Annotated in this window: 18 protein-coding genes and 1 pseudogene; 9 read left to right on the plus strand and 10 right to left on the minus strand. The window is 62.8% G+C overall.

What is annotated here, in order from left to right:
• Positions 1-14 precede the first annotated feature (14 nt).
• From H6979_07765 to H6979_07785, 5 genes and pseudogenes are all read right to left on the minus strand, one after another.
• Complete coding sequence (locus H6979_07765; protein MCP5139737.1) at positions 15-431, minus strand: DUF4878 domain-containing protein; 417 nt, start codon at positions 429-431, stop codon at positions 15-17.
• 75 nt (positions 432-506) lie between these two features.
• Positions 507-584 (minus strand): annotated as a pseudogene (locus tag H6979_07770) (zinc-ribbon domain-containing protein).
• A 23-nt stretch (positions 585-607) separates the two neighbouring features.
• Positions 608-1,720, minus strand: a complete 1,113-nt coding sequence (locus tag H6979_07775; GenBank protein ID MCP5139738.1) for a hypothetical protein — start codon at positions 1,718-1,720, stop codon at positions 608-610.
• A 78-nt stretch (positions 1,721-1,798) separates the two neighbouring features.
• Complete coding sequence (locus H6979_07780) at positions 1,799-2,494, minus strand: hypothetical protein (GenBank protein MCP5139739.1); 696 nt, start codon at positions 2,492-2,494, stop codon at positions 1,799-1,801.
• A 17-nt stretch (positions 2,495-2,511) separates the two neighbouring features.
• Positions 2,512-3,495: a zinc ribbon domain-containing protein gene (locus H6979_07785; protein MCP5139740.1), complete on the minus strand. Its 984-nt coding sequence runs from the start codon at positions 3,493-3,495 to the stop codon at positions 2,512-2,514.
• Between the two features lie 281 nt (positions 3,496-3,776).
• Here H6979_07785 and H6979_07790 point away from each other — a divergent pair, with 281 nt between their 5' ends.
• Positions 3,777-4,835, plus strand: a complete 1,059-nt coding sequence (locus H6979_07790; protein ID MCP5139741.1) for a hypothetical protein — start codon at positions 3,777-3,779, stop codon at positions 4,833-4,835.
• Between the two features lie 3 nt (positions 4,836-4,838).
• Here H6979_07790 and H6979_07795 read toward each other — a convergent pair whose 3' ends face one another.
• A complete protein-coding gene (locus H6979_07795; GenBank protein MCP5139742.1) occupies positions 4,839-5,336 on the minus strand; it encodes a hypothetical protein in 498 nt (165 codons plus the stop codon).
• 184 nt (positions 5,337-5,520) lie between these two features.
• Here H6979_07795 and H6979_07800 point away from each other — a divergent pair, with 184 nt between their 5' ends.
• Positions 5,521-6,825, plus strand: coding sequence for an MFS transporter (locus tag H6979_07800; GenBank protein MCP5139743.1), 1,305 nt, complete (start codon positions 5,521-5,523; stop codon positions 6,823-6,825).
• On the opposite strand, the gene H6979_07805 is transcribed toward H6979_07800, so the two are convergent.
• Positions 6,812-7,705: an NAD(P)H-binding protein gene (locus tag H6979_07805; GenBank protein ID MCP5139744.1), complete on the minus strand. Its 894-nt coding sequence runs from the start codon at positions 7,703-7,705 to the stop codon at positions 6,812-6,814. The two genes, H6979_07800 and H6979_07805, sit on opposite strands and share 14 nt — an antisense overlap.
• A gap of 26 nt (positions 7,706-7,731) precedes the next feature.
• A complete protein-coding gene (locus tag H6979_07810) occupies positions 7,732-8,961 on the minus strand; it encodes an FAD-dependent oxidoreductase (protein MCP5139745.1) in 1,230 nt (409 codons plus the stop codon).
• 141 nt (positions 8,962-9,102) lie between these two features.
• Here H6979_07810 and H6979_07815 point away from each other — a divergent pair, with 141 nt between their 5' ends.
• Both H6979_07815 and H6979_07820 read left to right on the plus strand, forming a co-directional pair.
• Entirely contained in the window at positions 9,103-10,074 is a 972-nt protein-coding gene (locus H6979_07815) for a quinone oxidoreductase (GenBank protein ID MCP5139746.1), read from the plus strand.
• Positions 10,075-10,181: 107 nt separating this feature from the next.
• Positions 10,182-10,874: a transposase gene (locus H6979_07820; protein MCP5139747.1), complete on the plus strand. Its 693-nt coding sequence runs from the start codon at positions 10,182-10,184 to the stop codon at positions 10,872-10,874.
• Between the two features lie 13 nt (positions 10,875-10,887).
• On the opposite strand, the gene H6979_07825 is transcribed toward H6979_07820, so the two are convergent.
• Positions 10,888-11,448, minus strand: coding sequence for a hypothetical protein (locus H6979_07825; GenBank protein ID MCP5139748.1), 561 nt, complete (start codon positions 11,446-11,448; stop codon positions 10,888-10,890).
• 65 nt (positions 11,449-11,513) lie between these two features.
• Complete coding sequence (gene gorA, locus H6979_07830; protein MCP5139749.1) at positions 11,514-12,860, minus strand: glutathione-disulfide reductase; 1,347 nt, start codon at positions 12,858-12,860, stop codon at positions 11,514-11,516.
• A 156-nt stretch (positions 12,861-13,016) separates the two neighbouring features.
• Between gorA and H6979_07835 the strand changes: the two genes are divergently transcribed.
• The 5 genes from H6979_07835 to H6979_07855 all read left to right on the plus strand — a co-directional run bounded on the left by H6979_07835 (position 13,017) and on the right by H6979_07855 (position 20,488).
• Entirely contained in the window at positions 13,017-15,041 is a 2,025-nt protein-coding gene (locus H6979_07835) for a M3 family metallopeptidase (protein ID MCP5139750.1), read from the plus strand.
• Complete coding sequence (gene xth, locus H6979_07840) at positions 15,038-15,820, plus strand: exodeoxyribonuclease III (GenBank protein ID MCP5139751.1); 783 nt, start codon at positions 15,038-15,040, stop codon at positions 15,818-15,820. Before H6979_07835 ends, xth begins: the two co-directional genes overlap by 4 nt.
• 101 nt (positions 15,821-15,921) lie before the next feature.
• A complete protein-coding gene (locus tag H6979_07845; protein ID MCP5139752.1) occupies positions 15,922-18,936 on the plus strand; it encodes a hypothetical protein in 3,015 nt (1,004 codons plus the stop codon).
• A complete protein-coding gene (locus H6979_07850; protein MCP5139753.1) occupies positions 18,933-19,856 on the plus strand; it encodes a mechanosensitive ion channel in 924 nt (307 codons plus the stop codon). The genes H6979_07845 and H6979_07850 overlap by 4 nt, the downstream gene beginning before the upstream one ends.
• Positions 19,856-20,488: a hypothetical protein gene (locus H6979_07855; GenBank protein MCP5139754.1), complete on the plus strand. Its 633-nt coding sequence runs from the start codon at positions 19,856-19,858 to the stop codon at positions 20,486-20,488. The genes H6979_07850 and H6979_07855 overlap by 1 nt, the downstream gene beginning before the upstream one ends.
• Positions 20,489-20,523 lie beyond the last annotated feature (35 nt).

A 20,523-nucleotide genomic window follows, 5' to 3' on the forward strand; every position in this document is an offset into this window, starting at 1 on the left:
TGCGCCGCGCCTGTTCACTTGTCAGCCGATATCTTCCATTCGTTGTCTTCCAGTATCAGCTTCGTATTCTGCACATCGGTGTAGCCATCGCCATAAATGAGCTTCAGCCGGACGAGGGCCGACTGTTCATTGACGGTTTCCTGCACGACTTCGATATCTTTCAGGCCACCGCGCTGCTCGGCCATGGCCCGGTTCTGCGCCAGGACCATGGTGAGCTTCTGGTCGTTGAGTACCGCGCGCAGCTGGCTGCTCATCATGCCTTTGGCCTCTTCGACATTGCCCTGCTCAAGTGCCCAGAAAAAATTGCTGGCTGTTTTCGCCGGACTGCCGCCGCCACTGGAGAACAGCAGCGCCACGAGTCCACCGATGACGAGCAGTGCCACCAGGCCACCGACGACCAGCATCACCGGGAAGCCCTTGCCTGATTTCACCGGACCAGCTGCCGGCCGGGCGGCGGCAGCTGGTGTTACCGGTGGAGCAGCGGACCCCGGTGCCGCCCGTTTGACGATGGGTGCCCCGCAGTTCTCACAGAATTGAGCGTCGCCTGTTTGCTGCGTACCGCAGCTGGTGCAAAACGCGGCCATCTGGCTTCCCCCTGATCAATTGTCTATTTCAGCTTGTGCCCACAGTTGCCGCAAAACACATCGGCCGCCGTGACTGCCTGGCCGCAGCCGGGGCAGGACGGTGCGGGCGGCGGTGCAGAGCGGGACTGATTGATCGACGCGGAGCGCTGGGCTGCCGCTTCCTGGGCACGCGCCTGCATCTCGGCGGCGCGCTGCCGGGCGAGTTCCTGCATCTCGGTGGCCTTTTGCCGGGCCTGCGCCAGGCCGGCAGAGAGCTGCCCCTCGGCGGCTGAGGCGTCCAGCCCCTCGCTGAGACCGACATAGACCAGGTTCAGGCCCATCACCCAGGGCGCGACGATGATCGGCCACATGAGGCCGAGCAGCAGCAGCGTGCCGAACGCGATCCCCAGTGCGGTACCACCGCCGCGCATGCCCGAGGCGATATTCATGAGACTCGAGAACAGCCCGCCGAAGGCGCCAAGCATGCCGCCACCGCCGATACCCTGTTTCAGGATCGAACCGGCCATGCCCAGTGTCATCGCATAACCGGTGCCGATTCCGACGAAGACCAGCGCGGCGACGAGACCGCAGAGTATCGAGAGCAGGATCAGCATGACCAGACCCTCGAAGCCGCGGTTGCGAGCTATGGCATAGACGCGCGCCAGGGTGCCCATGATGGTATTGCCCTCCCAGACCGCCGGAGCGGAGAGCGCAAAAGCGACCCACAGGCCGAAATAGAAGACCGCCGACATCACCGTACTCACGGGAATGACGATCGCCAGCAGGAAAGGCCCGATACCAGGGATCTTGCAGATGAACAGCAGGATGGCGATCGGGATCAGGAAGATCAGCGAGCAGAGAAAGAAGATCACGGCCAGCGCGATGAGTTTGCCGGCGGCAAACACCGCGCCGACAAGGCCGGGATCAGCGGTTCGCGCATCCAGACCATGCACCTGGTTCATGTACTGGATACCAGCCGAAGAAACGCCGACGATCCATACCAGCACCGCCAGCAGGAAGCCCACGGCCATTCCGCCCGCCGAGCGGGTCAGGCCAAAAAGCCCCAGCACAAGGAACACGAGCAGGAAGGTTGCAAACAGGGTCATGACGGCACGGACGTTTCTGAAGGCATCCGCGGCCCTCATCAGGCCGGCCATGCGATTCTGCGATCCTCCTCCGACTACTGCATTCATGATCTCCCCCTTGTCATCGTTTCAGTTGCAGGCTGGCATTTGCTATCGCGCCGCGACCATCCGGCCTGTGGCGCTTTCGCGTGCGTTGAACACCAGCTGGACTTTCGAATCATTGGTACTCGCAGCGGCACCATTCACGTACAAGGTGGTGCGAATCGTGTACGCACCCTGCGGCACGCCCTGCGGCAGCTTGAAGTTGAACTGGTTTTCGTAGCCACCCGAGCCAGCGCCTTTTTCCGTCAGCACTTTTGACTTCTTCGCCTGCTCCTTGCCCGAGGGATCCAGCAGCGCAAACTCCTCGCGGATCTCGGTGACCGGTGTCACCGTACCCGAAACGACTTCGCTGGTAGAGGTGATCGTCACCGGTTGACCAGCGGCAATGGTCGGACCCGGCTGTACGACGACCTGGTAGGCACTGACCACCGGCTCTGCCGGCAGCGTCCCCTTGTTGTTCTTGCGAAAATCACTCTCTACCTGTGATGCCGGCTTGGTCTGCTTGCTCATGGCGTTGATGGCCATGCAGCCAAGAGCACCGACCGCGGCGCCGACAACCGCGCCCTTGCCCTTGTTGGCGATGGCGCCAACCACCGCACCGATACCGGCCCCGACCAGCGGATTGCAGGCGGAGGACGAATCGTCGGCTGCCGACTGGTCGCCACCCGGCATCGAGGCGCAACTGCTGAGGATGAACGCGACGAGAAATGTGGTTGTCGCGGAACGCATGAGTCTTCTGTTCATGGCAATTGCCTCCGGTCCTAGTCGATTTCGATACTGTTCAGCGCGGCTTGCTGACCCTCTTTGGCGTCCTTCATCAGGCGTTTGGCATCGCGATTGCCGGGGTCGATCATCAGCACACTCTCGGCCGTCGCAATGGCCTTGTCGTACTGGAGTTGCTGTTTGTATTCACGCCCCTGCCTGAGCATCGTCCCGATCCGTGCGGCTATCTCCGGCTGCAGTCCAGCCGGTGCAGCTGGCGGTGGCGGCGAAGCAGCTGGCACCGGCGGGGCGGTGGCTGCTTCAGGTGCTGCCGTCGTCGTTGCAACAGTTGTCGGCGATTCCACGAGTGACGACCCGGAACCCGGTTGCTCGGGCGGCAAGGCTTCCTCCACCGTCGGCTCTTGCGCGGTTTGTTCTGGTGCCATCGGCTCTGGCTTCATCGGTTCCGGCGTCATGGCCACAGGCGCCTCGACGGACATCTCCGGCGCAGAGCCCGCGGAAGGCTCGGGTGATACGCGCATGTACTTCCAGTAGTACACACCACCGCCCGCCGCTGCGATCGCAATCACGGCGACCGCCGCGATAATCAGCGGAGTCCGTGAAGCAGGCCCATCGCCCGCCGCTGCGGGCGCCGTGCGCTTTGGGGGTTGTACCGCAACCGGGGGTGGCTGGGGCGGCTGTACCGCTCTCGGTGGCGGGGCCGGTGGAGTGCGTGGCGGTGGCGGGGCTGGCGCTGGTGGCACAGAAGTTTTCGGCTCGGGAATCGGCGGCAGTGGTGGTGGTGGCGGCGGCGGCGACAATTTTTGTTCAGAGACTGCCGGCGACACCGGCGCGGTATCGGCCCTCAGGAAACTGTAGCCGCATTTCGGGCAGAACTTCGCCGCTGGTGAGCAGACATTTTCGCACTGCGGACAGCGCGCACCGGCAGCGGCCGCCGGCGCGGCGGCACTCAACGGGCTACCGCAGCCACGGCAGAACTTCGCGGTGGGCGCATTCTCGGCGCCACATTTGGTACAGGCCATCTCCGACTCGCCCTTTTTTTCTCGATTGTCAGGCGAACGGCACTCGAAGCATCCTGGCTGGACATTGACCATCCTGGTCAGGTACCGGCCCCGGGGTTCTGCCTTTCGGACAGCCCCGCGAGTTGCCAGTCTATGCTGATATGCGGAAGATGGCACCCCCCGGTGGAAAATTCAGCTGCTGGATTTGCGGCGCAAAAAAGCCGTGATCAAATGATGTCGAGCTCGGCAGCGGGTGACAGGGTTACGCCCAAGCCGGCATGAAAAGGGAGGCACAGCCGGGAATGAGCGCCCTTCACGATATCGGCATTCTGCTCAGCGTCCGCTTCAAGGCAATCAGATTCAGTTTCTTCACCGCCGCCAACGCGGTCATCGTCTTTATCGGCGACCTGATGCAACCAATCGGCTCCGTGGTGGCACTGCTGTGTATCGTGACACCCATACTGGTGCTGGCTCTTGGTGCTTTCTTGCTGCGCATGGTCGCCAGGCAACGGCCGATCGACTACGAGAGGCCGACGACCGGCATCGCCTGGACCAGCGATGCCACGATCTTTCTCGCCGTTGGCTTTCCGCTGCTGTTCGCAACTTTTGTGTGGCAGGAAGCCACCCGGACGGACGAGGCAAATGCCCGGACTGCAGATATTGGCGCCTTTGCCACGATGTTTCCCGGACTTGCGCGCGCCCAGGCCTCGATCGGCATCATTGAAAAGCGACTGGTGCAGGTCGACGAAAAGCTCACGGTCATCCAGTCCGATGTGCGCGAAGCCCGGCAGGAACTCGGCACCCTGAAAAAAGAAACCAGCGTTGATCCGCGCAAGGAACTCAGCAACATGGGTGTCGGCTGGACTGAACAGGAATTCATCGATGCGATCATGCGCGCCGATCTCAGGGCCCTGGAACTGTTTCTGGACGGCGGCATGTCGCCGCTGCTCAACCACAATGGCGCTTCAGCAGCGCTGTTCGGTCTGCAGCCCGATGGCCCCGATCCGCGGCCGGTGCTGCAACTCCTGATCAGCAAGGGCTTCGATGTGAACGCTCGGCTCGTCGATGCATACATCATGCGCAGCCACGGTGACACGGTGCCACCGTTTTTCGATACGCCCGACACCCCCAAGGGATATTCAGCCTGGCAGAGAAAATTTGTTGGTCCGGCATTGCTGTGGGTCGTGATCCTCGCCTCGTACCGGGGACCATCCGACTACGACCTGGCGGTGATTGAATTTCTGCTCGATCACGGCGCCGACCGCCGTGCAACTGATTCATTCATGGCGGCCTATCAGCCGATCTGGGGCGATACCGGCGCCTGGCAGCAGGTCGCAGCAGTACTCAACGAACACAAGTGACGATCAGCGCCGGCCCATGCTGACGTTCGATGGCTGCACCATACGGTCGTTGTGCAGCGAGTTCACCTGTGTGATCCAGTCCTTGATGCACAGGGGCAGGTTCATGTAGTCGGTCTGTTCCGACAGGACCATGATTTTCCCCTTGGAGAAAATGGCAGCCTGAACTTCCGCGCGATCGGGGTTGATGCAGATCACCCCCTCTTCTTCGGTACCGCCATGTGGCGCATTGCCGGCCAGTTGCAGCCAGCCACTGACGAGATCGACCGAGCCCAGCACGTTGATGTTTTCTCTCAGGTGTTCTAGCTGCTTGCCTGCGACCCGCTGCAGCAGAGGAGCGACGCGCGGGTCGGCCAGCAGCTGGTCGGTTTCGTAGCTGCCCACATAGTCGAACAGACGCGCATGCCGCGTACCGGCCGGAACGTCGGCGCGAATCGCAAGGGGCTGCAAAGCGAGCAGCGTGACAACGGGCAGCCAGCTCCGCACTGAAAGGCGCCTGCACATAACCGGACCCTCCGGGCATATCCCTGGCCCGACCAATGCCATCACGATATGGCGGATACCGCAAGACCAGGATGATTGCTTTCGTGCCGACCTTGCGGCAGATTCGCCGGGCACATTGCATCGCGTTTTCAGCAAGGTCATCGATTGTGAGCACAGATACGATCCGTTCGCCGGACTCCAGGCATTGAGCGTACCGGCCCCCTGGCCCAGTCCTTTGCGGGCCTGGTACGCAGTCGCCGTTCTGGTTCTGGCCTTCATTTTCTCGTTCGTTGACCGGATCGTGATCGCCCTGCTGGTGGAGCCGATCAAGGCGGACCTGGGCGTCAGCGATTTTGGCATCGGCCTGTTGCAGGGCTTTGCCTTCGCACTGTTCTACGCGCTGCTTGGCATTCCGATCAGCCGGCTCTCCGACCGGATCAGCCGGCGCAGCATCATCGCCACAGGCATCGTGATCTGGAGTCTGATGACGGCTGCCTGCGGACTCGCGCGCAGCTTTTTCGGCCTGTTTCTCGCGCGGGTCGGCGTGGGTGTCGGCGAAGCCACGCTGTCGCCGGCCGCCTATTCGATGATTTCGGACTACTTTCCCCGTGAAAAGCTCGGCCGCGCGATCGGTGTTTACCAGTCCGGTGCGCTGCTCGGCGCAGGCATCGCCTTCCTGGTTGGCGGAGCAGCGATACATCTGCTCGCTGCCTGGGACGGCCGCGTGCTGCCGGTGCTGGGCGTGGTACGAGTGTGGCAGCTGGCGTTTTTTGCAGTTGGCCTGCCGGGACTGCTCGTCGCCATGCTGATGCTGACGGTGCAGGAGCCGGTGCGGCGGGGCAAGGCGAGCGGTACCGCAACAGGTATCCCGCTGCGCCAGGTACTGGCCTATATGAACGGCCATCGGCGATTGTTCCTCGCGCATTTCACCGGCTTCGCACTGCTGATCGTACCGATCACCACAGTTCTGGCCTGGGCGCCCACCTATCTGAGTCGCGTGCTTGGCTTTGCCCGGGCAGACTCGGGTTTCACGCTGGGGCTGATGCTGCTCGTGCTGTCCCCGGCCGCGGTGTATTCCGGCGGATGGCTGATTGATCTTCTGCAGAGGCGCGGCTACGCCGATGCACCATTCCGCGTCAGCATTGGTGCGGCCATGGCCCTGATACCCCTGAGCCTGTTTGCGACGACCGGCACTGATCCGTCGCTTGCACTGTGGCTGATTGGGCCCCTGATCTTCTGCGCCTGCATCTCTCAGGCTGCAGCACCGACGGTCATTCAGGTGATGGTGCCGAACGAGATGCGGGCGCAGATATCCGCCGTGTGGATGCTGTGCATGAACCTGATTTCCACCATCGCAGGGCCGACGATGGTCGGGTTCATCACGGTCTATGTGCTGATGGACGACATGGCCGTCGGACAGTCGATCGCCATCGTCAACGTGCTGAGTGCACCGGCTTCAGCACTCATCCTGTGGGCCGGGCTGAAGCGCTTCAGGCTCAGCCAGGCTTGAGCGAATCTCCGAGACCAGCGCGAAGCTCTTCCATCATCCTGCGCGTGGACTTGACCGGCCGGCCGGCCGCCGCTTCGAAATCTGTCTGCACCTTGAAAGCGCCGTTCCGGACACACTGAAAGCAACCGGTGAGCATGCGGGCCACGTCCTTGCCGCGCACCGCAATTTTTTCATCCCGCATCAGCAGAGCGATGTTTTCTTCGTCGGTGAGCGTCTCGTAACGCACCTTGAGGCCCAGCACTTCGTTTGCCAGCTGCACCAGTGCCGCCTGGCTCATGTCCTGGCCGACGAGATTGAAGGTTTTCCCGTTGTGACGATCGCTCTGCGCAAGGCGCGCGATTGCAAAGGCCAGTTCATCGATGGTGATGTAGCCGCATTCGCCCTCGCCACCGACATTCCGGTACACCCCGGATGCATTGGCATGAATGATGTGGCGCAGATCCATCTCCAGGTAAAGGCCATTGCGGGCAATCACCCACTCCAGTCCCGATGATTTCAGATCTTCTTCGGTCTGCCGGTTGACCTGCTGGGTCCCCCAGAACCAGGTGTCCTGTTCCTGGCCGTTGCCGATGACGCTGGTGAAAACAATCTTGCGCACGCCGGCCCGCCGGGCCGCTGCAATCACATTCCGGTGCATGAGTACGCGGTCCCAATTGCCGACCGGGGCCGAAATCATCACCAGCGTATCGATGCCGGCGAGCGCTGCGATCATGCTCTCGACGGAGTTGTAATCACCGGAGCGCTTTTCGATTCCGGTGACCAGGACCTTCTCCGGAGTGCGGGCGATGGCAACGATATTCCCGGACGCCGTATTGGCAAGCAATTCACGCAGAACGGCGTGGCCCAGACGGCCCGACGCCGCGGAAACAGCTGTTTTCATTTCGCGCACTCTTTGCTGCCGCCCGCTCAGCCTCCCAGCGACTCGGCGATTTCCTTGAACGGTACCTTCATGTCGCGCAGTACGGCACGGTCCGGCCGGACGCCGCTGGCAATGAGCTTCTTGGAAAGCATGAATTCACGCGGGCTGTTGATCGCATAGACGGCGGCCAGACGGCCTTCGTCCAGGTAAAACGCCGCAAAGGACCGCGACTCCGGGTCACCACGCACCACAACCTGCTGGTCGGCTGCCGACAAACCGACGAATTGCAGCTTGAGATCGTATTGGTCTGACCAGAACCACGGAATCTGTGCATAGGGCTCGAGCTTGCCCAGTATCGTGTCGGCGGCGGTCTTGGCCTGTTCCTGCGCGTTGTGCACTGACTCGAGCCGGAGCCGCCTGCCGAGCAGGGCGTTCGGATGATTGGTGCAATCACCGACAGCCAGAATGTCCGCATCGCTGGTCCGGCAGTACTCGTCCACCAAGATACCGTTGTCGCAGGGCAGGCCGGCTGCCTCGGCCAGTTCGATATTGGGCAGGATGCCGATGCCGACGATGACCAGGTCGGCCGGAATTTCGCTGCCGTCGCTCAGGGTCACGGTCTGTACGCGCAAGGCGCCATGGAAGGCCCGGATACCGGTATTGCAGCGAATATCGACACCGGCCTGCTGATGAACACGGGTGAAGAAATCGGAAATCAGCGGCGCACCGCCGCGCGCCATCACGCGCTCGGCCAGCTCCACTACCGTAACGTCCAGACCGCGCGTAACGGCCACCGCCGCCACCTCGAGGCCGATGTAGCCGGCGCCGACGATCACCAGCTTCGCGCCTGGCCGGAAATCGTCACGGATGCGATCCACATCCTCGATGTTACGCAGGTAGTGCACGCCCGCCAGCTCGGCGCCCGGCAGCGACACCTTCCGCACCCGGCTGCCGGTCGCGATTACCAGCTTGTTCCAGGGTTGAGAAACCCCGCTGCTCAGGGTGGCGGTACGGGCAGCGCGGTCGATGGCGGTTACCCGGGTATTGAGGCGCACATCGACCTCATGATCCGTGTAGAACTTTTCCTGACGCACCAGCAGGCGAGGTACGTCGAGCTCACCGGCGAGAAATTTCTTGGACAGTGGCGGACGCTGGTAGGGCAGATAGGGTTCCTCGCCGACCAGGATCAGCTTGCCGGCATAGCCGCCCTGGCGCAGCGAGACGATGGTCTGGCCGGCGGCGTGTCCCGCACCGGCGATGATGATGGTTTCGGTCATGTACTTGGGCTCCCAGGCGGCGGGCCACGATCTGCGACCGGCCATTCATCAGGTTGTCTCGTGCCGCAGGATTATACTGTCGCGTGTCTCGCATCGCGGCGCGGGCACATTTTTAGCACTTTGTTCCAGCAGGCGGTCGCAATGATTGGTGCCATTCGTATTCATTCTTTCGGTGGACCCGAGGTCCTGCAATGGGAGCAGGTCGAGCTGGCCCCGCCGGGCGCGGGCGAAATCACGATTCGCCAGACCGCCATCGGCCTCAACTTCATCGACACCTATCACCGCTCGGGACTCTATCCGCTGACGCTGCCCGCCGGCCTCGGCACCGAAGCCGCCGGCGTGGTTGAGGCCATCGGTCCGGGTGTTGCCGGCTTCAGTGTCGGCGAAGCTGTCGGCTATACCGGCTTGCCACCCGGTGCCTATGCCGAAAAGCGCAACTGGCCCGCCGAGCGCACGCTCAAGCTGCCGGCCGGGATCAGCGCCGAGGTCGCCGCGTCGTCCATGCTCAAGGGGCTGACCGCCTGGTACCTGCTGCGGCGGAGCTACCGGGTGCAGGCAGGCGATGCCGTGCTGCTCTATGCCGCCGCCGGCGGCACCGGCACCATTCTCGGTCAGTGGGCAAAATCGCTGGGCGCGAAAGTCATCGGTGTCGTCAGCTCGCCGGCCAAGGCCGAGCTGGCCCGCGCCAATGGCTGCGCTGAAACGATATTCGGCAAGGAGCCGGACTTCGTCGCCAGGGTCAAAGCCCTGTCGAACGGCGGTGTCGCGGTGGTGTACGACTCGATCGGCAAGGACACCTTCATGCAGTCGCTCGACTGCCTGCGCCGGCACGGCACCATGGTGAGCTTCGGCAATGCCTCCGGCCCGGTTGCGCCCTTCTCACCGATGGAACTTGCAAAGCGCGGCTCCTTGCACCTCACGCGCCCCTCGCTGTTCGATTTCATCGCGAGCAAAGCCGATCTTGATGCCGGTGCCGCCGAGCTGTTCGGCGTGATCAGGAGCGGCGCCGTAAAGATCGGCATCGGCCAGCGCTACGCCTTAAAGGATGTCGCACAGGCGCACCGCGATCTGGAGAGTCGCAAGACGACCGGTTCAACCGTCCTGCTTCCCTAAAGGTGTCAGATTTATTTCTGCTCACATTCGTGCCTTTTCCGGCCTGACTACGACAGAGGACAGCGGCTACGCTCGCAGCCTCAATTTGCAGTATGCCGAGGTTTCATGTGGGCAGGCCGCCGCGCTTGCTGGTGCCGGGGTTTCCGCACCATATCGTGCAGCGTGGCCACAACTGCAACGCGGTATTCATCGAGCCGCGTGATTACGCGTACTACCTGGCGAACCTGCACGAATGGAAGCAGCGGTATGAAGTCGAGGTTCATGCCTGGTGTCTGATGACCAACCACGTGCATCTTGTGCTCACGCCGCGCCAGCCGGACAAGGGGATCTCGGACCTGATGCGGCGCCTGGCCGGCCGGCAGAGCCGCTATGTGAACCGGCTTGAGCGTCGTCTCGGCACACTCTGGTGCGGCCGTTTCCACAGCAGCGTCATCGACACCGATGCTTACCTGCTCGCCTGCCTGCGCTATGTCGAGCTGAATCCGGTCCGGGCCGGCATGGTCGACCATCCCGCCGACTATGCCTGGAGCAGTCACCGCGAGCGCATGGGGCTTTCGCCGGTGGTCCTGCTGGATGGGGATCCGGTAGCCGCCCTGCCTGACGAGAGTATCGAGCGTCGTCGCCGGGCCTATGCGCTGTATCTAGGCACGGCGGCCGATACAGCCGAGGTAGAACTGATCCGCAGCGCTGTACACCGTAACCAGCTGACGGGCGGCCGTAGTTTCGTCAGCGAAATCGAGCAACGCACAGGGCTGCGGATCGAGAATCGCGGGAGAGGTCGACCAGCGCGCGGAAAATAAATCTGGCACCTTTTTAACGGTCCAGCTTCGTGATCTTCGAGCCATCCAGCGAAACGCCCGCCATCAGGCCCTTTTGGCCGACCATGAAGGCGACGATGGGCTTCTTGAGCGTCGCGGTATCAATGGTGCCGCTCGCCCCTGTGTCGATCAGCGTGATGTTGCCGTCGACGCCGGCTTTCCAGCCGCTGCTGGCGCGAAACTGCTTCAGCGCTTCTGCGTCGAGAAACACCATGATGATGTCGCGCTTCTGGCCGCCAGCCTGGAAACCGACCGAACCGGAAAAGATGCTGTAGTAGCCATTCGTCTTGCCGCCGATGCGCAAGGCGCCTTCACCGCCCTCGCCGGCGATGACGAAACCTGCCTTGATGACTTCGGCGAAGACCAGCACTCCCTTGGCTTCGGCCAGCACCGTCGCGGAGCCCGGGACTTCGGCCTTCAGCCTGCCCAGCGCCGCATCGACCTTGGCATCGATCTCGGCAGCAGTGGAGGCGTGTGCCGCAAAAGGCGCACTGATAAACAACAGTACAACCATGCAGAACCAGATGCGGACCGATGTGGCAGCCGTATTGTTCATGGTGGGCTCCTTTTTTAAGAAAAAATGAAAAATAAATCTGACACCTTTTATGACACCTTTTAGCGTTAGCGCATGGTGACGAGTTCTTCGGCGGCGGTTGGGTGAATTGCCACGGTGTCGTCGAAGTCGCGCTTGGTGGCGCCCATGCGGATCGCCACGGCAAAGCCCTGCAGCATCTCGTCGGCGCCGGGTCCCATGATGTGGCAACCGACCACTTTCTGCTCCGGGCCTGCCGTGACCAGCTTCATGTGCGTCTTTGGCTTGAGCGTGGTCATGCCATTCCACAGCGGAACGAAGCTTGAACTGTACACCTTGACCTGAGCGCCGAACTTTTCGCGGGCCTCACCTTCACTGAGTCCGCAAGTGCCGATCGGCGGATGGCTGAAAATCACCGTGGGGATGTTGCTGTAGTCCAGGCAGCGGTCTTTCATGCCGCCAAACACGCGGTCGGCAAGACGCCGACCGGCGGCCACTGCAACCGGCGTCAGCGCCGCACGACCCGTAACGTCGCCGAGCGCATAGATATGCGGGACGGTCGTTACCTGCCAGGCATCGGTCGGGACGAAGCCAGCCTCGTCGGTCTGCACACCGGCTGCTTCGAGGCCGAGATCAGCGGTAGCCGGCACACGGCCGATCACCCAGAACAGCGCATCGAAAGGCCCATGGCGGCGGCCATCCTCGGTGGAAAGTTGCAAACCGTCTGCTGTGCGCTGCAGCCCGGCCGGCACTGCGTTACCGACAAAGCTGATGCCGTCAGCAGAAAGCGCTTCCAGAACGCCCTCTTGCAGCGATTCATCCAGATGCCGCAGCACGCGGGCGTGACGAGCAAGCAGCGTGACCTCCGAACCGAGCGCACGCAGCGCACCGGCAAACTCGACGGCGATATAACCGGCACCGACCAGCGCGACCCGCTGCGGGCGCTGCTCGAGGGCGAAGAAATCGTCCGAGACCAGCCCGAGTTCACTGCCCGGCAGATCCGGTACCTGCGGGCGGCCACCGGTAGCGATGATGAGGTGCGGTGCCGACAGGGTCCGTCCGGCCACCCTGACGGTGTGGGGATCACCAAACCGCGCATGGCCCACGACATGCGCGATGCCCTTCCGCGCCAGGTTGGCCGCATAGATACCGTTCAGGCGCTGAATGTAGGCGTCGCGTTTGACCTTGAAGCCCGCCCAGTCCTGGCCTTTGACGGTGACGTCGAAACCATAGTCGCGTGCATCGTGCATCAGGTGTGCAAGGCTCGCCGCGTTGTAGACCAGCTTCTTCGGCACACAGCCGACGTTGACACAGGTCCCGCCCAGCGCCGTGGACTCGATCACAACGACCCGGGCGCCATATTCCGCCGCACGCTGCGCGGCCGCGAGGCCGCCGCTGCCGCCGCCAATCACGATGAGATCGAACTGTTCCGCCATGCGCATCGCCCTGCTGCCCTTGAAAATCGCCTCCAGTCTAGCAAGCGGACAGAATCCTTTGATTCCCGTCTTGGGGGTCGGCTGGCGTTTCCGTTAGCATTCCGGACCGCGATCTTGCGCGTCCATACCCCGGGTCAAGTCTTGAACAACAATCCCCTGCTACGGCAAAGCGGCCTGCCCGCTTTCGCGCACATCCGGCCTGAGCACATCGAGCCGGCCGTGCTGGAAACGATCGAGGCGAGTCGCACCGAACTCGAGCAACTGATCAAGTCGGCCAGTCAATCCGACCCTGATTTTGAAGCCGTGATCCTGCCGCTCGAAGCACTCGGCGACCGGCTGCACCGTGTCTGGTCGCCGGTACGGCATTTGCAATCAGTGGCCAATGCGCCCGAGCTGCGCGCTGCCTACGACGCCTGTCTGCCGGCGCTGTCGCGATATGCCACCGAACTCGGCCACAACCAGCGGCTCTACCGGCTCTATCAGCGCCTCAGCGAAGGCAAGGCGGCGCAAAGGGACGGCGTGCGCGAAGGGGGCGCACGCCTGCTGGAACTTGCTATCCGCGACTTCACCCTGGCCGGCGTACACCTGCCGGAAGACAAGAAAGCGCGCTTCAAGGCCATCATGGAGGAGCTGGCACAGACTGAAGCCGCCTTCGAGCACAACGTGCTCGACTCCGCGGCAGCCTGGTCACTGCACATCAGCGATGCGGAGCGGGTCAAAGGCATACCGGAACATGTGCTCGAACCGGCTGCACTGCTGGCCCGGGAGTCCGGCAAGACCGGCTGGATCCTGCAGCTCGACCAGCCCACCTATGTGGATGTGGTCGCTCACGCCGACGATCGCGAGCTGCGCCAGCAACTCTACCGGGCCTGGGTCACGCGCGCCTCGGATCAGGCCGACTATTCACCCGACAACGACAACAGTGCAGTGATGGAACGCATCCTGGCCTTGCGGCACGAAGCCGCACAGATCGTCGGCTACGCCGATTTTGCCGATTATTCGCTGGCGACCAAGATGGCGAAGTCGGCGGATGAAGTGCGAAGCTTTCTGCTCGACCTCGTGGCACATTCGCGCGCAGCGGCAAAGCGCGAGCTGGCAGAGCTTGAAGCTTTCGCCGGTTTCGGTCTCGAGCCCTGGGATATCGCCTACTACTCTGAAAAACTGCGCCACCGGAGGTACGCCATCTCCGATGAGGAACTGCGGCCTTTCTTCCCGCTGCCACGGGTCATGTCCGGCCTGTTCAGCGTGCTCGAAAAGCTCTATGGCCTGCGCGTCTCGCAGGTCGAAGGCATCGAGACCTGGGACCAGAACGCCGCCTACTACCAGCTGACCGGCAAGGATGATCAGCCGGTCGGCGGTTTCTACGTGGATTTCTTCGCGCGCTCGAACAAGCGCGCCGGCGCATGGATGGATCAATGCCTGAATCGCGGCCGCGATCACGGACAGGTGCAGATACCGGTCGCGCACCTGGTCTGCAACTATGCGCGCCCGTCCGGCGACCGGCCGTCACTGCTGACGCATGACGAGGTCGTGACGCTGTTTCACGAGATGGGCCACGTGCTCCATCACCTGCTGACGCGCATCGACTACCCCAGCGTGGCAGGTATCAACGGTGTGCCCTGGGATGCCGTCGAGCTCCCCAGCCAGTTCATGGAAACCTTTGCCTGGGAACCCGAGGTTGTCTCGCTCTGCTCGGCCCACTACCAGACCGGTGAGCCGCTGCCAGCGGCGATTCTCAAGAGCCTGCGTGAATCAAAGAATTTCCAGGCCGGCCTGGACCTGGTACGCCAGATCGAGTTCGCGCTCTTTGACATGCGTATCCATAGCGGACCAGTCCCGCCTGACAGCGCGCGTATCGCCGGAATCCTGCACGAAGTGCGCGCCGAGGTAGCGGCCATCCGCTACCCGGAATGGAATCGCTTTGCGCATGCCTTCACGCACATCTTCGGCGGCGGCTATGCAGCGGGCTACTACAGCTACAAGTGGGCGGAAGTACTGGCGGCCGATGCTTTTGCCGCTTTCGAGGAAAACGGACTGTTCAATGCGGATCTGGCCCGGCGCTTCAGGGAAAACATACTCGAGGTCGGTGGTTCGCGGGATATCGCCGAGGCCTTCATCGCTTTCCGCGGCCGGCCCGCACATGTGGATGCCCTGCTGAAGCAAACCGGAATCACTGCATGAAACTTGCCACCTGGAACGTCAATTCAATCCGGCAGCGCTTGCCGCACGTTCTGGACTGGCTGAACGCCAATGAGCCTGATGTACTTGCCCTGCAGGAAATCAAGACGGAGGCCGACAAGTTTCCGCTGGCCGAGATCGAGGCCAGCGGCTATCGCTGCGTTCTGAACGGGCAGAAGGCCTGGAACGGCGTTGCGCTGATCTCGCGCGACTCACCGGCTGATGTCATCGTCGACATTCCCGGTTTCGCTGACGAACAACGCCGTGTGATCGCTGCCAGCTACGGCGATACCCGCATCATCAATGTCTATGTGCCGAACGGCCAGAGTGTCGGCTCGGACAAATACCGTTACAAGCTGGACTGGCTGGATGCACTGCACGGCTGGCTGGAAGACGAGCTGAAGAAATACGAACGGCTGGCCATCGTCGGCGATTTCAATATCGCGCCGGAAGATCGCGATGTGCACGATCCGGAGCTGTGGCGCGATCAGGTCCTGTGCAGCGGCCCGGAACGCGAGCGCCTGGCGGCGCTGCTCGAGCTCGGTCTGGTGGACACCTTCCGGCTTTCCGAGCAACCGGAGAAATCGTTTTCGTGGTGGGACTACCGGCAGATGGGTTTCAGGTTGAACCGCGGCCTGCGCATCGACCTGATTCTGGCGTCCAGGGCGCTCGCGGCGGACTGCTCGGCCACCCTCATCGACAAGCTGCCCCGGAAGCTCGAAAAGCCCTCCGACCACGCGCCGGTACTGGCCATTTTTCACGGCGACGTCGCCATAAGCTGATCCGGAAGCGGCGAGGCAGCCATTGGAAGCCCCGCTGATCCGGCCGCTATTGTTTGCGTACGGGTCGGCATGTAACTTGGCGCACCATGGGGTCAGCGTATATGTCCGGACGTCTTTGGGGCGCGATAAATGCACTGCTGGCCGCCTGCCTGTGTGCAACTTCAGTACTGGCACAGGAAGCTGCAGCAACGCAGGCTGCAACCGCGGAGACAGCCGCAGCATCCCTCGCCGCGGAGCCGGCCGCGGATCCGCGCATTGCCCGGATTGACGCTCTGATCGCCGGCACCCTGGACGTCACTGTCGCCCCGCAATCTCTCTTTGACATCCCCCTGACGGATGAAGCTGCACTTCAGGTGGAAGCGCTGCGGATACGCACGCTGCTGGCCGCAATCGATTCTGCGGCCGAGACTCCCGACACGAAGATCGCGCCACCGGATCCGGCACTGTGGCGCGGTCGCATGGCACTGGACCGCGCGCGCCTTGCTTTCTACGCGCTGGACAAGACGGAGCGTGATGCACTGCTGGCGAAGCATGCAGGGCGCCAGGAAGCAGCGCAGCCGGGTGAGACGGCAGCGGAGCGCCAGGCGCGTGAGGCAGAACTGGAACGTCAGCGCAGCCTCGAAGCAGCGCGTGCCGCGCGCACCGAGGCTGAACGACTGGTCAAGGAAGAACTGGCACGCCTCATCGCCGTTGAGGCGCGTATCGCCGCGGTGCTTGGCAGCTTCAGCAGGGAGCATGCGGAACTGGCCACCCGCACTGACGCGCTGCTCGGCTGGCAGCGGCGTGTGCGCGAGGCAAAGGCGGCGGGCGACTCGGAAGTCGATGCGACCTATGAGGCGATCCGCCGGACCCTGCGTGCCTCCCGTGACGAACTTTCTGCCGCGCTTGATGAGCTCGGCGGTGCCGCATCGGCGGTTCCGGATATCGGGCCGGACGCACTCGCCGACATTCCACCGGATGTTCCCGCGGATGATGCACGCGCGCGCCGCATCGGGGTGCAGAAGGCCATCATCGAAGCGCGTCGGGCCGAGCAGGCAATCCGCGAAGAACGCGCAGCTGTACTGCTGGACGAAATCACGGTACTGAACACCGAGCGCCTCGGCCTGTTGCCCTTTCTGTCAGCGAGCAAGCGCAACGCCGTCACGGGCTTTACGCCGGCCGGCTGGGAACAGGCGAAACTGGAGATTTACCAGCTTTCGCTGATCCTTCGCTATCACCGGCAGACCGGTACCGCATGGCTTGCGGGGTTGCGCAGCAACGGACCTTCCGGCGTGTCCATCTGGAATACGGCAAAAGTGGCGATCCCCTGGCTGCTGCTCGTCACGCTGTTTGTGTGGGAGAAGCGCCGGTCGGGCCACGTTATCGCCCTGGCCGATGCGCGCCTCGAAGCGGTAGACCGTGCGGAGCGGCGCGTATCCCCGAGCCTGCAGCTGCAGCTGGTGCGCTTTCTGGGCAAGATCCACCGCCAGCTTGAATGGGCACTGTTCTATCTGGCAAGCCTGTGGCTGCTGCCAGCTGCCGTGCAAGACCTGCTTGAAGTGCAGCTGCTGGTATCCGTCATCGGCTGGGGAATCGGTGCGGCACTGGCAGTGAATGTCATCAATGCCATCGTCGCCGCTACCACGACCAATCTGGTCAACGTGGACGGCGGGAGCAGCAAGATCCGCTTGCGTTCGCTGCGCCTGGTGGCACGGACTGCAGTGATCTTCATACTGATCCTCGTCCTCAGCAGCAGACTTGTCGGACAGGGGACCATCTACAGCTGGGCATTCTCCAGCTGCTGGTTTGCAGCGTTCCCGGTCTTTCTGGTGCTGGTGCGCTGGTGGCGGTCGATCATCTTCGAGCGTATCGATCTGGTGCGCAGGAAGACGCCGGTACAGGTCTGGGTGCTGTCGAACCGCGAGGGCTGGAAAAGTTTTCTCGCTGCGATGATCGGAGCCGTACAGCTGTTCAGCGCCGGCACAGTAAAGAATATGCGACTGTGGCTGTCGGACTTCGACCTGGCACGCCGCGCTCACGCCTGGCTGTTCCGGCGCGAGCTGGAGCGCTTCGGCGATACGCATGATGCGCTGGCCGTGAAGCCGCTGCGTATCGAGGCCATGGACATCCTGCATCCGGCACGGGAATACACCCGCTGGCTTGAAAGCCCGAACGATGAGCTGCTGGAACACATCGTCAGTACTGCCAGGCAGCGCAAGGGCCGCATGATCGCCCTGATCGCCTCACGCGGCATGGGCAAGTCTTCGCTGATGCATGAGTTGCATGCACGGGTCGATGGCTCGGTCAGCATCGTATGCGGCCCGCATACTTCGGCGGAGGCGGTCCGCCGGGCCGCCCGGACGCATGACCCTGATGCGACGACGACCGATGAGCCCGGCGACACGGCACCGCCGCTGATGCTGCTGGACGAAGCGCATGCACTGGCCAAGCCGATCATCGGCGGTCTTGCGCTGTTCGATGAAGTGATCGCCATTGCGCGCGGAAACTGCACCGGGACGACCTGGGTCTTCACCATCGATGCGGCGGTCTGGCCCTTTCTGAAGCGCGCCCGTGATGCGCGGCCGCTCTTCGACGAGGTGCACCACCTTGAACCGTGGGATGAGGCGCAGATCGGTGCGCTGCTGGCACAACGGACGGCAGAGGCCGGCATTTCACCTGTGTATACCGGGCTGCTCGAAAAGCTGCCGGTGGGCGCCGACGAGATCGACCGTCTGGATGCATTGAAAGCCAAGCAGGGCGGTTACATGCGCATGCTCTGGGACTACGTCTCGGGCAACCCAGGCCTTGCACTTGAAGCCTGGCGCTCCACTCTGGCGGAGGACGGGCAGGGAGTGGTGCATGTGCGGCCACTGCAAGAGCCGGACCCCGCGATGCTGAACGCGCTGCCCGATTCGTCGCTGTTCATCCTGCGTGCGATCCTGTACCTGACTCCCGCGACGGTTGAAGACGTCGCACAGGCCACCCGCCTGAGTCACGAACAGGTACTCAATGCATTCCGCTTCGGACAGTCGCAGGGAATCTACGGCGAGCAAGGCGACCGCGTCTACATTCGCTGGTCCTGGTTGCGGGCAGTTACCCGGTTGCTGGAACGCCGCCACTTGCTGGTGAATCCATGAGCAGAAGACTCCCAGGTCGGGCTTCGCGCCTGTGTTGCATCCCTGGCACCGCACTGCTGCTACTGGCGGTGCCGGCATACGCCCAGGACGCTCCGGATCTCGGGCGCCTTGCCGAGCTCGTTCGCTGGGGCGGGGTCTTTGCATCCATCCCGGTGTTGATCGGCGCACTGTTCCTTATCCGGCTGATTGAAAACATCGGCGACCGGCTCGGCCGGCAATTCTCGAACCGGCGGCCGACTATCCAGAAAGTCCAGACAACCGCGCGTTTCTTCATCTATATCGCCACCCTCATCGTGACGCTGGGGCTGAGTATCCGGCTGGACTCGACCGCACTCACTGTCATCGGCGGTGCGCTCGCCTTCTCCATCGGCTTTGCGCTGCGTGACGTGGTCGCCTCGTTTATCGCCGGCATCACGATCATGTTTGACCGTCCATTCCAGGTCGGTGACCGGGTTTCCTACGGCGGCGAATACGGCGACATCATCAAGATCGGCCTGCGCAGCGTGCGCATGAACACGCTCGACCACAACATCATCACCATCCCGAACAACAATGTATTCACCGGCGTCACCTCGAGCGGAAACTATGGGGAGCTCGAGATGCAGGTGCCGATGGATTTCTACATCGGGGTGGACCAGGACGCGGTGCTCGCCGCCGAGATCATCCGCGAAGCCTGTCTGACCAGTCCGTATATCTTTCTCGACAAACCCGTGCCGATACTGATCAAGCAGGAGATCCTGCAAAACTACGTGGCGATCAATCTGAAGGCGCGGCCCTATGTGTTCGACTGCAAATACGAGAAGCCCTTTGAAACGGATGTACACTTCCGTGTACTCGAGGCTTTCCGAGAGCGCGGCATTGGCTCGCCGGCGGTACTGCACCGCTCCATCGGCCCGGCCGCCAACCCGGAGAATTGCTGATGCTGTCTTTGCTGCGTCGTGTATCGCCTTTGCTGCTGAGCGTGGCCTTGGTGGCGTGCAGTACAGGCGCTCAACAGGGCGCTGAGCGCGGCGCCAAGACTGGCGCGGTCGGCGGCCTGGTCGCGGGTGCCGTCGGCAGCATCTTCTGGGGTGGCGATGCCGTGAATAACGCGCTGCGGTCGGCAGCGGTCGGCGCAAGCTCGGGCGCGGCAGTCGGCGCGATGCATGGTGCGGAGCAGGAAAAGAAGCGGCAAACGGCCCCGGCTTCGGTGCCGGCACCGGCCACGGGCACACCGGTCTACGACCCGGCGATGAAAGCCAGAATCGGTGAGCTGAATTTCGCCGCGAGCGAGGATCTCGCCCGTTGTCGCCATGTCAGTGCGATTTCGAAGGCCGAACGCGCATTCAGGCTTGAGACTGACGCCAAGCGGCGCAACTACGCCCTGTTGATCGAGGCCATCGCCGCCGAGGAATCGAACAATACCGGCAAGGCCAATGAGGTCTATGCGCAGTGGGGCAAGTTTGATCCTGCGCACGCCGATCGCGGCAAAGCGCGCACAGAAGCGCTCGACGGCGTGCTCAAGCTCCAGAAGGTGCGTCAGGAACAGGGGCTGCCGCCTCTTTGCAGCTGAGCGTATCGTGGCAAACAGCAGGGTTTCGCTGATTG

This window comes from Chromatiales bacterium (assembly GCA_024234935.1).
Taxonomy (GTDB): domain Bacteria; phylum Pseudomonadota; class Gammaproteobacteria; order Steroidobacterales.

Bases quoted from the DNA above. Each gene is read 5' to 3' on its own strand.
- H6979_07775 (MCP5139738.1), bottom strand. From the start codon at position 1,720: ATGGCCGGCCTGATGAGGGCCGCGGATGCCTTCAGAAACGTCCGTGCC.
- H6979_07780 (MCP5139739.1), bottom strand. From the start codon at position 2,494: ATGAACAGAAGACTCATGCGTTCCGCGACAACCACATTTCTCGTCGCG.
- H6979_07785 (MCP5139740.1), bottom strand. From the start codon at position 3,495: ATGGCCTGTACCAAATGTGGCGCCGAGAATGCGCCCACCGCGAAGTTC.
- H6979_07790 (MCP5139741.1), top strand. From the start codon at position 3,777: ATGAGCGCCCTTCACGATATCGGCATTCTGCTCAGCGTCCGCTTCAAG.
- H6979_07795 (MCP5139742.1), bottom strand. From the start codon at position 5,336: ATGTGCAGGCGCCTTTCAGTGCGGAGCTGGCTGCCCGTTGTCACGCTG.
- H6979_07805 (MCP5139744.1), bottom strand. From the start codon at position 7,705: ATGAAAACAGCTGTTTCCGCGGCGTCGGGCCGTCTGGGCCACGCCGTT.
- H6979_07810 (MCP5139745.1), bottom strand. From the start codon at position 8,961: ATGACCGAAACCATCATCATCGCCGGTGCGGGACACGCCGCCGGCCAG.
- H6979_07815 (MCP5139746.1), top strand. From the start codon at position 9,103: ATGATTGGTGCCATTCGTATTCATTCTTTCGGTGGACCCGAGGTCCTG.
- H6979_07825 (MCP5139748.1), bottom strand. From the start codon at position 11,448: ATGAACAATACGGCTGCCACATCGGTCCGCATCTGGTTCTGCATGGTT.
- gorA (MCP5139749.1), bottom strand. From the start codon at position 12,860: ATGGCGGAACAGTTCGATCTCATCGTGATTGGCGGCGGCAGCGGCGGC.
- xth (MCP5139751.1), top strand. From the start codon at position 15,038: ATGAAACTTGCCACCTGGAACGTCAATTCAATCCGGCAGCGCTTGCCG.
- H6979_07845 (MCP5139752.1), top strand. From the start codon at position 15,922: ATGTCCGGACGTCTTTGGGGCGCGATAAATGCACTGCTGGCCGCCTGC.
- H6979_07850 (MCP5139753.1), top strand. From the start codon at position 18,933: ATGAGCAGAAGACTCCCAGGTCGGGCTTCGCGCCTGTGTTGCATCCCT.
- H6979_07855 (MCP5139754.1), top strand. From the start codon at position 19,856: ATGCTGTCTTTGCTGCGTCGTGTATCGCCTTTGCTGCTGAGCGTGGCC.